This is a genomic window from Akkermansia massiliensis (genome assembly GCF_023516715.1).
Lineage (GTDB): Bacteria > Verrucomicrobiota > Verrucomicrobiia > Verrucomicrobiales > Akkermansiaceae > Akkermansia > Akkermansia massiliensis.
Map to the genome: position 1 here is coordinate 140,394 of NZ_JAMGSI010000003.1, position 12,223 is coordinate 152,616.

10 protein-coding genes are annotated in these 12,223 nt (G+C 60.5%); 3 read left to right on the plus strand and 7 right to left on the minus strand.

Features of this window, described 5'->3' with window-relative positions; all coding sequences use genetic code 11:
• Positions 1-8: 8 nt before the first annotated feature.
• The 3 genes from M8N44_RS13705 to M8N44_RS13715 form a co-directional block, all read right to left on the minus strand.
• On the minus strand, positions 9-2,216 hold the full coding sequence (locus M8N44_RS13705; RefSeq protein WP_180975197.1) for a TonB-dependent receptor: 2,208 nt from the start codon (positions 2,214-2,216) through the stop codon (positions 9-11).
• Positions 2,217-2,351: 135 nt separating this feature from the next.
• Positions 2,352-3,239: a prephenate dehydrogenase gene (locus M8N44_RS13710; protein ID WP_180971616.1), complete on the minus strand. Its 888-nt coding sequence runs from the start codon at positions 3,237-3,239 to the stop codon at positions 2,352-2,354.
• 86 nt (positions 3,240-3,325) lie between these two features.
• Positions 3,326-3,892, minus strand: a complete 567-nt coding sequence (locus M8N44_RS13715; RefSeq protein WP_102721878.1) for a hypothetical protein — start codon at positions 3,890-3,892, stop codon at positions 3,326-3,328.
• Between the two features lie 397 nt (positions 3,893-4,289).
• Here M8N44_RS13715 and M8N44_RS13720 point away from each other — a divergent pair, with 397 nt between their 5' ends.
• Both M8N44_RS13720 and M8N44_RS13725 read left to right on the plus strand, forming a co-directional pair.
• Entirely contained in the window at positions 4,290-6,902 is a 2,613-nt protein-coding gene (locus M8N44_RS13720; protein ID WP_180971081.1) for an MFS transporter, read from the plus strand.
• A complete protein-coding gene (locus M8N44_RS13725) occupies positions 6,892-7,356 on the plus strand; it encodes a deoxycytidylate deaminase (RefSeq protein WP_022397758.1) in 465 nt (154 codons plus the stop codon). The genes M8N44_RS13720 and M8N44_RS13725 overlap by 11 nt, the downstream gene beginning before the upstream one ends.
• 11 nt (positions 7,357-7,367) lie before the next feature.
• On the opposite strand, the gene M8N44_RS13730 is transcribed toward M8N44_RS13725, so the two are convergent.
• Both M8N44_RS13730 and M8N44_RS13735 read right to left on the minus strand, forming a co-directional pair.
• Complete coding sequence (locus tag M8N44_RS13730) at positions 7,368-7,787, minus strand: hypothetical protein (protein WP_102736926.1); 420 nt, start codon at positions 7,785-7,787, stop codon at positions 7,368-7,370.
• Between the two features lie 174 nt (positions 7,788-7,961).
• The gene (locus M8N44_RS13735; RefSeq protein ID WP_022397756.1) at positions 7,962-8,369 is read right to left on the minus strand and encodes an OsmC family protein; all 408 of its coding nucleotides are present in this window, start codon (positions 8,367-8,369) and stop codon (positions 7,962-7,964) included.
• Between the two features lie 81 nt (positions 8,370-8,450).
• Here M8N44_RS13735 and M8N44_RS13740 point away from each other — a divergent pair, with 81 nt between their 5' ends.
• Positions 8,451-10,766 carry a protein-disulfide reductase DsbD family protein gene (locus M8N44_RS13740; protein WP_180975196.1) on the plus strand — a complete coding sequence of 772 codons (2,316 nt, stop codon included), beginning with the start codon at positions 8,451-8,453 and terminating at the stop codon, positions 10,764-10,766.
• A 76-nt stretch (positions 10,767-10,842) separates the two neighbouring features.
• Here the strand turns inward: M8N44_RS13740 and M8N44_RS13745 are convergent, their stop codons facing one another.
• Both M8N44_RS13745 and M8N44_RS13750 read right to left on the minus strand, forming a co-directional pair.
• On the minus strand, positions 10,843-11,574 hold the full coding sequence (locus M8N44_RS13745; protein ID WP_180975195.1) for a GDSL-type esterase/lipase family protein: 732 nt from the start codon (positions 11,572-11,574) through the stop codon (positions 10,843-10,845).
• Between the two features lie 54 nt (positions 11,575-11,628).
• Positions 11,629-12,222 (minus strand): 3'-5' exonuclease, encoded by a 594-nt coding sequence (locus M8N44_RS13750; RefSeq protein ID WP_022397753.1) that lies wholly within the window; start codon positions 12,220-12,222, stop codon positions 11,629-11,631.
• Position 12,223 lies beyond the last annotated feature (1 nt).

Here is a 12,223-nt window from a genome sequence, read left to right on the forward strand (position 1 = left end):
AGGAATGGTTAGAAGGCAGTCTTCACGCCTACTTCAAACGTGCGGGGCTCTCCCACCGTGCACTGCACGGCGTGGCGGGTGGACTGCACGTACTTCTTGTCGAAAATGTTGTATACGGCCAGCCTCAGGGTGGCATCCTTCAGCCATTTGGTTTCCGGCAGGGGGATTTCCACCGTGAAGTCAAACACGCTGTAGGAAGGTATGGTATAATTATCCGCAATCTTTGCACCGCGGAACGTGGCGTAGTAGGAATCCTTGCAACGGTAGCCCAGGCCCAGCACCGTGCCGTTCAGCAGGCCGCCGTCAATGCGGTATTTCTGCCAGAGGGCCAGCGCATTCGGAGCGATGGTGGGATACACTTCCCCGGAGGTCCGGTTCTTGGTGCGGGTGTAGGTGTAGGAAAGGTAGGAACTCCAGTTCTTGGTGATTTCCCCGTTCAGGGAAAGTTCCACGCCTTCCGCCCTCTTGGAGCCGTCCGAATAGTACCGGTTGGTATATCCGTCTATGGCTACGGGAGTGTTATTCTGGATGATGTCAAACCAGGAAGCGGAGAACCACACCTTGTCCACCGGGCTGACCCGGAAGCCGAATTCCATCTGGTCCGTACGCCAGGAATCGGTCAGTTCCTTCCCGTTTTCATCCAGATACCCGAAATTGGGGGCGGAAGTACGGGCCGCATTGGCGAACAGAGCTACGCGCTCACCGAACATGCGGGTAATTCCGAAACGGGGGCTCCACGCAAACGCGTAATTATTGTCCAGGCTGAAATGCGCGTCCCCGCGCACGCCGGCCAGGAAACGCCACTGTCCGTAGCTAAGGACATCCTGCAGCAGGACGCCCGCCCGCTGAACCACGGTATCCGTCGCATTGGCTCCGGAATAGTCGCGCCCGGCGGGGAAAAAGGGCGGAGGATTGTACAGGGAGAAATAGCCGTTCGTGTTCGCGGTAGCGTTCGTCACCAGGCTGGAACCGTCGCCATAGGTGCTGCTCCCCGTGTAGGAAACGCCCATCAGGGCTTCATGCTCCACCTGTCCGGTCTTGAACTCCGCCAGCGCGTTGGAATAGAAATTCCAGTTGATGTTCCACTCGTCGCTCCACGCGGCTTCGTATTTGGCCTTTCCGGAAGCAATCATCTGGTTGTAATAATCCTCCGTGCTCATTCCGCGTCCGGCGGAAGAAGAAATGCCCCAGACATTGTAGTCCACATCGCTGTACCCCATGCCGCCGCCGATGCGGATTGTCCAGACCTTCTCCAGCTTGCGCTCGAAATCCAGCATCGCCAGCAGGGATTTGGCATTGAGCCTTCCGCTCGGAGAACCGTACCAGGCGTCATACGGCCCCACAAAGTGGCCGCCCAGCACGGGGATGCCCATCGTCGTCGGCGAATTCTGGTACTGGAAACTGGTCGTCAGCACCGTCTTGGTACGGGAATCATGCTGCCAGCGGAAAATGGGGGAAACCGTGTACTTCTGGCCACCGTTGGCTCCGTTGCTCAGCCAGAACGGGCGTTCATACTCGGCGGCTACCACCGTGCGCAGGGCAAAACCGTCCGTTTCATTACCCCTGTACCGGGTGTCGTCAATAGTTACGCGGTACTTCTGCCCATGATGGGAAAGACGGGCGTAAGCCGTCAACTCCGTTCGTTCCTCAAAATCAGGCGCCTTCAGGATCAGGTTAATGGAACCGCCGGCGCCGTATGCCCCGAGCGTACTGGTCTGGCCGCCGGAAATGGACCCGATGGGGCCTTTGACAATTTCAATATTTTCTATCAGGGACGTATCCATGCCGTATCCCATGCCGCGGGGAAGAGGCATGTTGCCTATCTGCACATCGGTGCCGGCAAAACCGCGGATGGTGTACTGGTCCGCCGTGCGGGACAGCAGCATGTCTCCCCCCGTATTGACGGAGGAATCCATGCGCAGGGCCTCCACCAGGGAATCGGAACCCTTGGAATCCATCAGATCCCGCGTAATAACGTTTACCGTTTGCGGAACTTCTTCCGTCTTCATGTTCGTGAGGGTGGCGGAACTGACCGTCTCCGCCCGCAGGGACTTGGAACGGATGGTCATCACGCGTTCCGGCATTTCCTGCACGCCCTCCTCTGCGGCGGCGGGTTTAGTCTCGGCATAGGCGGACTGCCCGAGGACAAGCAGGCTCCCAATGGCGGCGGCACGGTGCAAACCGCGCCCCTGGCGGCGGCGGCGAGGGGTATTCATGTTGGATAAACGCATGGGGCAAGTATAAAACGGAACATCGGGCCGTCCATCCCGGATTGTTAACAATTTGATAACAGGCTGTTCCTTTCCCTTCCTGCAAAGGCACATCCGGCAGCAGAACGCCCCCGGCGCCTCTCACAGGCCAAGAGCCTGCGCCCGGCTCTCCGCCGCGGCCTTCAGCCATTTCCGCAGCGCCTCCTTGTCTCCGGAGGCCAGCCGGTTCCGCACCTCCCCCAACTGGGACAGGGCTTCGTCCAGCCGGTCCAGGACGGCGGGGGCATTCTCCGTCAGGATTTCCGCCCACATGGACGGTTCCCCCATGGAAACGCGGGTGGTATCGCGAAAACCGCCGGCGGACACCAGCCCCAGCAGCTTCACATCCCCCCCGTCCAGGGCGGTGTGGACGCACAGGGCGGACAAGGCATGCGGTATATGGGAAATGCGGGCTACGGAAGAATCATGGTCCGCCGCTTTCATGCGGATGCAGTGGCAGCCCACGCGCTCCCAGAACCGCTGGAGCAGCAGCAGCATGTCTTCATGCACGTGCTCGTCATTGGTCAGAATGCACGTGGCGTCCCGGAAAAGTTCCCCGGAGGCATGCTCCATGCCCTGCTTTTCAGAACCGGCCATGGGATGGGAGCCGATAAACGCCACGCCGGTTTCCGTCAGAGCGGAGCCCACGGACTGGTGGACGCAGCCCTTCACGGAACCCACGTCCGTCACCAGCACGCCCGGTTTCAGCAGGGGGAGCATTCCGGAAACGAGGCGGGACATCACGCCCACCGGGGTAGCCAGCACGACCAGGTCCGCGCCTTCCACCACCTCTTCCAACCGGGTGGAGGCGGCATGGGCGGCTCCGGAAGAGCGGGCATATTCCAGCGGCTCCTCCCTCCTGCCCCACAGGCGCACGTGGACATGCGGCAGCTGCTTCCTGACGGCAAGCGCCAGGGAACCGCCCAGAAGGCCGGGGCCGAGAATGGCTACGGAGGAAAAGGAAAGCTGTTTTCTGGAAGCTTCGCTCATGGTTTCACAGGGGGTAGAATACACCAGCGCCCCGGAACATACAGCATGTTCAGGGGCGCGGGCATCATCTTTTCGCGGCGGCCGCATCAGGGCACGCGGAACTTCTTGATCTCGTTCGGGAAGTTGGTGTCCCGCAGCACGGTACCGGAAGGGTAGGGCTTGTTGGTGCCCCGGTTCAGAATCTTGATCTTCTTGGTGCGGTCATACGGGCTGACCACCACCGTGGGGTCCGCCGTGGGCCACGCCACGGGAATGGAGGAGGCAGTGGAGGGCTCCACGGGCCTGGGAGCGGCAATGCCGGAATTGGCAGAGTCACTCACGGGATTGGGAACGACAGGCTTGGGCGCAACGGGCGGCGGAGGCGTGATATTGTTGGTGCCTCCCACCATGTTGCCGATGGTGCCGGAATTGGTCTGGGCCGGATCCGGATTGAAGCCGGAATTCTGACCCGCTACCGGATCCAGAGAATTTTCACGCTGAATCTCATTCAACAGGCTGCTGCCCTGGGCGCCCATGGCGCCGGAGCCGGACGGATAGACATTTTCCGTAGGATAAATGCCGATGGGGCGTTCATTCACGCGTTCCGTTTCACAGGAAGGCAGAAGGATTGCGCCTGCGGCCAGCAGCACGCCTATCGTCTGGGAAGTATTCATATGATCTCTCTTCGGGTGATAGCTTTCTGCCAGCATCCTACGGCCCCCTACCTTCATGTCAACCATAAAGCCTGTTTGCCGAACCGCTTCATGACAAGGATTCTCCGGCTTCCGGCCCCTCATCCGTGCAAAGCCGTACGGGGCTGCGGCGCTCCACGGGGGTTTTCAGGCCCGGTGGCGCGTCCTCCGCTTCACTGCGGGAATACACGCTTTCACCTCCGTCCGGCCATGGCCGTTCCACCGTCCCCGCATCCTTTTCCTTTCCAAAAATCGGGAAAAAGCCTCCTGCACGCCTTCCCCGGAGCGCTCCGGTACGGAAACAGATTATCCTTCCCTACCCCCTGTGATCTGCTACAATCCGCCCCACATGGATGACGTACAGACATCTAAGAAAAAAATGCCCTCAAAAAAGGAATGGAGGGGCTTTTATTCCCTGATTCTCATTCAAGCCCAGAACGCCTTCAATGAAAAAGCCGCCCAGTTCCTGCTGATTCCCCTGGGCGTCTGGCTGGCCGCCAACAGCGCCGTGTACGGGCCGGACTCCTGGGTCAACTCCCTCCAGTACATCCTTGCCTGCATCTTCGTACTGCCCTACATCCTGTTCTCCCCCTTCGTCGGCTGGCTGGCGGACTGCTTCTGCAAGGCCCGCATCATCCAGTTCATGTCTTTCCTCCAGATCCTGGTGCTGGGGGCCATGTTCCTGTGCTACAAGTATGAGAACATTGAAATGGCCGTCTTCTGGTTCTGCGTCTTCTCCGTCCAGGCGACCATCCTGAGCCCGGCGAAAAAGGGGGTGGTGAAGGACATGGTGGGCTCCCGCCAGCTTGGCTACGCCTCCGGGCTGATGGAAATGAGCCTCATCCTGTCCATGCTGGCGGCGCAGATCGGCATCTTCGTCTGGTTCGACATCCTGCAAGTTTCCTCCAACGACGGCTGGGAAGCCGCCGCCTTCCCCACGCTCATCCTCACCTGCATCGCCGTTCCCGTAGCCATTGCGGCCCTGTCCCTTCCCCGGTACCCGGCCAACCAGACCCGGAAATTCGAGTGGAAGCTCTTTTACGAGCACTTCGTGCAGCTCAAGTACCTGTGGAGTCAGCGGGACCTGAGGCTCAGCGAAATCGGCGTCTCCTACTTCTGGTTCCTGGCCGGGGCCCTGATGCTCATCTCCCTCCAGATCGCCCAGGAGCACCCCATTGACGGCACCGGATTCAGCATGTCCGCGGCCATTCTCATGGCGTGGCTCAGCGGCGGCACGGTGGTGGGCGGCGTCATAGCCTCCATCATTTGCCGTAAAAAAATTGAACTGGGCCTCATCCCCCTGGGCGCGATCGGCTTCACTATCGGCTGCATCTTCCTGTCCTTCTTCGCTCCTGGCTCGCTGCCCAGCAACATCGGCTTCGGTATCACGGGAGCCTTCGCCGCCGCGTACCTGGTGCCGCTGAACGCTCACCTCCAGGACAACTGCGATCCCTCCAACCGCAGCACGGTCATCGCCGCGGGCAACCTGATGGACTGCCTGATGGGCCTGGTGGCCGTCGGCTTCCAGCTCATGCTCAGGAACATCTTCTCCATCCAGAACCAATTCTGGGTGCTGGCCGCCCTGGGCGTGGTCATCACGATTGTGGCGTTCCGTCTCATTCCCCGCGAATTCATCCGCATGATGGGCCTCTGGATCATGAGGATCGTCTACCGCTCCCGCATCATCCACCAGGACCGCATTCCGGAGGACGGCGGAGCCATCATCGTCTCCAACCACGTCACGTACGGGGACGCGCTGTTCCTTTCCCTCATCTGTCCGCGGCCCATCCGCTTCATCGTGGCGGAGGAATTCGTAGCCATCCGCTGGCTCGGCTGGATTCTGGAACTCTTCAACTGCCTCCCCATTTCCTCCCGGAATCCCCGGGAATCCCTGTCCAAGGCCATTCAGGCCCTCAAGGCCGGAGAAGTGATCTGCATCTTCCCGGAAGGCCAGCTCACCCGCACGGGCACCCTGTGCGCCGCGCGCAGGGGGCTGGAAATGCTGGCGAAAAAATCGCGCTGCCCCATCGTTCCCATCTACATGGACGAGCTGTGGGGGAGCATCTTCTCCTACTCCGGCAACCGTTTCTTCTCCAAGGCCCCCCTCCATGTCCCCTACCGCTTCACGGCCGCCATCGGAGAACCCATTGCGCCTGATGCCGTCAACCCCCGCATCGTCATCAACACCCTGCGGGAGCTCTCCTCCACCTGCCTGGAAATTGCCGCCAGCATCGGCAGGGACACCATCCTGAACCACCTGGAGCGCATCGCCCACAAGCCGCTCGTTTTAGCAAAAAACGCGCGGCTCACCGGGTATGAAATAGCCGAATGCCTGATGAACGACACCGTGGAGGCGGACCACCCGGAACTCAGGAAGTGGCTGGCCACCCTGCTGGACAGCTCCCGCTCCCAGAGCCGCCTGTGCGACTTCTGGATGAACGCCCAGCAATTGGAGCGCGTGAACTCCCTCCAGCCCCGGGAACTGCTGCTCACCAGCGTGGGGCATGACGAAGTGCATGAAACGGTGGCATCTGTCCTGTGGCCCATCCTCACCAGCACCCCCGTGTACCTCATCAGCGACGGAGACCACAGCATGCCGGAGGGCATCAAGCAGGTGACGGGCTCCGACTTCCTGCGCCGAAGGCTGTACAGCCTGGTTCCGGAAACGCGCACGCCGTTTTACGATTTCAGCGGCTCCGGAGACCTGGTGCTTCCCAACATCGGGTGGCGCCCCTGCTTCGCCACGGACCGCGGCATCATTCTGGCCATGTCCATGAAAAGGAGCGTCTTCAAGCTGGATGACGGCACCGTGCAGCTCGGCATGCGGGCCAGAACGCGAGGACGCCTTCTCCCGGGCTTTTACCTGAATCCCCCCCTCTCCAACGTTATCGCCGGGGCTACGCTCCCCACCCCATATTCCCTGCCGCCCAACCTGTATCTGGACGAGTCAGGCTTCCTGGCGGAACTCCAGTCTTCCAACCATGAACAGTAACTCATCATCCCGCCTCCCCATTCCGCAGTATGTAATGACGCTGGCGCATGCGGCCGCCCTGCGCTCGGAAGACCCCTACCGCAAGGTGGGAGCTGCCGCCCTGGATGCGGACAACCGCGTGATCGGCACCGCCTACAACGGCCTGTACCCCGGCTTCAAGGCACAGGACACCTTCTGGGCCAGCCGGGACGAACGCCAGAAATACATGCTGCATGCGGAAATCAACCTGTGCAGCCTGTTCCGCAGGGGGGAGGCGAAGGTGGTGGCATGCACCACGATGCCCTGCACCTCATGCATGCAGGCGCTGTGCGCCCATGGCGTTAAAACCATTTATTACTGCGAGCCGTATGACAAGTCCGAGGCTCCGGCCATTGCCAGCCTTTACGGCGTGGAGCTGATCCAGGTCACGGATTACCCGCTCAGCCAGCACTTTCCCCTCGTCCTGGACTGCTGATCTGCGGAAACTCAATCCCGGTGCACGCGGCACGTCCAGCCGGCCATGGGGCGCGGAACGCCGTCAATGGAGAAATCAATGTCCGGTCCGGTTTCCGTAACGGTTCCGGAGACAATCACGCCCGTGCTCCTTTCAGCATCGTCAAAGGAAATATTCACGTCCGCCATGGCGCAGGCGGCGCGGCTGTTGGAAGCCGGCACAATATTCAAAACCCCGGAATTCGCGCCTTCATTGAACCGGTACGTGTAAACCCCATCATACACGATTCTCGTCTCCATCTTGATGACGTCCACATCCCGTCCGCCGAACTGAAGCCTGAACAGCATGTCCCCTCCCTCAAAGAGGCTTACCTGCTGACCACTGAGGGAAACGCTCCCGTCATCCCCTGATTTTCCCGAACCGCCGCCGCATCCGCACAAAAGCCCGCACACTGTTACAGGAACCAAACACAAAACAGGGAAAAATTTCTTCATGCCCGGAAAAATGCACAACCTGACAATATAAGTCAAGTTCACTCAATTATTATTACATTTTTCCAACATTTTTTAACATCATAAAAAAACCGCCTGTTTTCACAGGCGGCCTCAAGAAAACACAGGCGGCTGTCAACCCACCCAGTTCCAGGTGATGGGAACTTCAATATCGGGATGCAGGCTGTGCTTGACGGGGCAGCTCAGGGCGGCCTGTTCCAGCAGCTTCCTGTCCGGATGATCGGCTGGGAGGGGCACGGTGATGACCACTTCCAGCTTGCCGATGCGGCGCGGGTCAGCATTCATGTGCTTGCCCACTTCCACCGTCATGCCTTCCAGCTTAATTCCTTTGCGTTCGGCCACAATGCCCATGATCGTGCTCATGCAGCCGGCGAGCGCCGCGCCTACCAGGTCCGTGGGGGAGAAGGACTCGCCCTTTCCATTGTTGTCCACGGGGGCATCCGTGGAAAGCTTGGCCCCGGAAGGCTCATGAACCATGGAGCAGTGGAGGCCGCCCTCGTACGTCGTTTTAGTTTTTACCATGACCCTATTTTATACAAGGCGCCGCACCATGCAACACACAAACATTGAATCCCCCCTTTCTTTATGGTAACCGCCTTTGTTATGAGAAACTTTTTGAAAGCCGCCGCCGTTTCCCTGGGTATTTTTGCCGGGGGAGCAGGTACGGGGGCGGCACAGGACTTCGGAGCCATGAACTTCGGCGGCGCGGGAGATTTTGGAACGCCCCAGGCATCCGGAACCTCCAAGGCTACAGTCACGTCCTACGGAGAAACTCCCTTCGTCATCGTGACGGAGCTGACTCTGCCGGACCACTGGCACGTCTACTACAAGAATCCGGGAACGGTAGGGCTGCCCATGGAAGCCGCGTTCAAAGCCGTTCCCGGCTTCCGGGTGGAAGGCCCCTTCTGGCAAATTCCGGAATTGGGGAAAGGACTCGTGGATTTTTACGGTTACAGCGGGAAGGCGAAAATGGCCTTCCGCGTGACTCCTGAGAAGGACGCCCCCGCGGAAACGACCTTCACCACCACCATGACGTGGCAAATGTGCGCGGAACAATGCGCCGCACCGGAGACCAAAGACTTCAGCGTGACGCTGAAACGCGGAGACGGACAGGCCGCCCCCGACGCGGCCGAACTGTCCGGCGGCATGGCGGGACTTTCCACCCCCGCATGGGCGCAGGGACTGAAGGCCCGGATTTCCCAGGAAGGAAAAACCGTCACCCTGCACCTCAGGACGAACGGGCAACCGGTTCCGGAAGATTCCGTTTATTTCTTCTGCGACCAGGGGGAAATCAACCCCACCACTCCCCAGACCTTCAAAAAACTGAATGGCTCCAACTACGAGCTGGCCATGCAGTACAATGACACCACGGACGGCCTTTACCCCAACAACCTGCCGGAAGCGGACAAAGGAAAACCGCTGGCCAGCCTTTCCGGCATCCTGCGCGCAGGGAAGGAAGGCGTCAGCATCACGGCGGACAACCGCCCCTTTTCCGAGGGAGCGCAGGCGGCGGCAACAGCCGCGGAAGCCTCCCCCGCGTCTTCCGGACCCGTTCCCGCGCCGCCGCTGATGGGACTGGGGGAAATCATGTTCTTCATGTTCATCGGCGGCATCATCCTGAACGTCATGCCGTGCGTCTTCCCGGTAATCGGCCTCAAGATCATGAGCTTCGTCCAGCTGGGAGGGGGGGAACGGAAAAAAGTGCTGGCCCACTCCCTGACCTTCGTGCTGGGCATCCTGATCTCCTTCTGGATCATTACGGCCATCCTGATTGCGCTGAAAGCGAACATGTTCGACTGGGGCGCCCCTGCGGGACCCGGCATTTTCAGCAGTGAATTCTGGCTGGGCCACGGCGCGGAAGGCGTTGTGAACTGGGCCTTCTGGTTTGAAAACCCCTGGGTGAACTTCTGCCTGCTGGGCCTGATGCTCGCCATGGGGCTGAGCATGTTCGGTGTTTTTGAAATAGGCGTCAAGGCCACCACCATGGGCAACGACCTCCAGCACCAGAAGGGCTATGCCGGCTCCTTCTGGTCCGGCGCCCTGGCTACGGTCATTTCCACTCCGTGCAGCGCGCCGTTCCTGGGGCAGGCCATCGGCGCGGCCATGCTCCAGCCTCCGCTGGGCATCGTGCTCTGCCTGACCATGATGGGCCTCGGGATGTCCCTGCCCTACATCATTCTGGGAGCCTTCCCCGTTCTGACCAAATACCTTCCCAAACCGGGAGCGTGGATGGAATCCTTCAAGCAGTCCATGTCCTTCCTGATGTTCGGCACCGCCGCCTACTTCCTGTGGATTTACATTGCGTTCTTTGACGCGGACAACCATCCGCAGGACATCCTGTTCCTGTTCTTCGGCCTGGTGCTGTTCTCCATGGCCTTCTGGGTGTACGGCAGATGGTGCCCCATGTACCGCAGCCGGAAATCCCGCATCACGGGGGGCGTTTTCTTCGTGATTTTCCTGCTGGCCGGCCTGTACTACATGCTCCCCCCGGAAGGAGCCGCCTGGTTCGGCCGCGGAGCGGATTCCGGAACAGCGGATTCCTCCGCAGCTACGGCTCCCGCCCGCCAGGCGGAAGGAAGCGTGTGGACCCCCTGGAGCCCGGAAGCCATGCAGGCCGCCCTGAAGGAGGGAAAGCCCGTTTACGTGGACTTCACGGCCCGGTGGTGCTCCACCTGCCAGGTCAACAAGGCGTCCTACACGGATGAAGTGCTGGCCGCCTTCAGGAAATACGGCATTGTCATGATGAAGGCGGACAAAACCCGCACGAACCCCGCCATTGACCAGGAACTCAAAAACCTGGGACGCACGGCGGTTCCCGTGAACGCCCTGTACCTGCCCGGCAAAAAGCCGATCGTCACCCGGGAACTCCTGTCCCCCTCCTACCTGCTGGAATTCCTGGAAACGGAAATGGACCGCTGAAAGCGGCCTTTTCCGCAGACGGAAACCAGTCCGGACCACAAAAGCAACGGCAAGGCGGACAAGAAACCGGGAAAACTCAGCCTTCCCGGTTCAGCAGGGGCATCAGCGCCTCCGCCCAGGCCTGGTAGCCTTTCGCGGTCAGGTGCACCTTGTCTCTGAACATTCCTTCCCGGAACGTTCCGTCCGCATTCAACAGGCGTCCGTTAATGGAGAGAATGGTGGTCCGGGGCAGTTTCAAACCGCGCAGGCGTTCATTGATCTCCTCCTGCCGCTTGCGGAGGGGTGCGGAAGGATCGGGACCGTAGGGCGTCACCTCCATCAGGATCAGACGGGTTTCCGGGAACCTCTTCAGCAGGCGCACGGCCACTTCCCGGATGCCCTTTACCGTTTCTTCCGCGGGCTGCTTCCCTTCCCACCGTCCGATGTTATTCGTCCCGGCCAGCAGAACGCAGTAACGCGGCGGCGTTTTGACTGCCAGCTCCGTATCCTCCATGCGCCACAGGATGCTCTCCGTCCTGTCTCCGCTGACGCCGAAGTTGACCGCCTTCATCGGCAGGAACACCTTCTTCCACCATTCCGCGCCTTCCTGCTCCCAGCCCTGCGTGATGGAATCCCCCACGAACAGGATGCCGCACTCCTTCCCCAGCAACTGCTCCCGGACTACCTTGTAACGGGCGGGAACCCAGTGCTGCGTGTTCATCCTGGGAACGTCCGGGGGATCCAGGACAATCCCTGCCGGGGGCTTCTCCGCAAAAACGGAAGAAAGGGACAGGAGCAGAAAAGCGGCAAGAAAAACGGAAGCTTTCATCTTCCCTGTAATACGCATGGACGGCAGGCCAATCTTTCCGGGGGAAAAGGAAAATCACTTTCCCAACGCCCTGCCAAGCACCTCCAGGGGCTGGGAGGACAGCTTCAGCTCCCGCACCAGGAACCGGACGACGAGCAGGCTTCCCAGCGCATCATACAGGGCGTCATGCCACCGGCGGCCGGGAAGCAGAGCATCCACGGAGGGGGTTAGCCCCAGGGAATCACACAAAGTGGACAGGGAATAATCCGGCAGGCCCGGCACGCACATCTTCCCGAGCGCCAGCGTATCCAGCCACGGCCCGAAGCCGTGCCCCGGAAAGCGGCGCAGGAACTTCCGTTCCGTGGCGGGGTTATGTCCCACCACCACGGCGTCCCCCAGGCGGGAACGGATAGCCGGCCACAGGGAGGGAAAGGAAGGCGCATCCGCCAGCATCTCCGTAGTAATGCCGTGCACCTGGGAGGCCGACCATAAAACGGGTTTGTCCGTAGAAATATAGGACGTCCACAGCTCCGGCTCCCCTTCCAGGGAAGGACAGGCGGCAATGCCTATCTGAACGGGCTGGTCCGTCTCCCCCCGGGCCGCCCCGGCGGATTCAAAATCAATGGCGGCGAAGCGCAGGCCGCCGATCATGTCTGCGGGCAGAGTCATA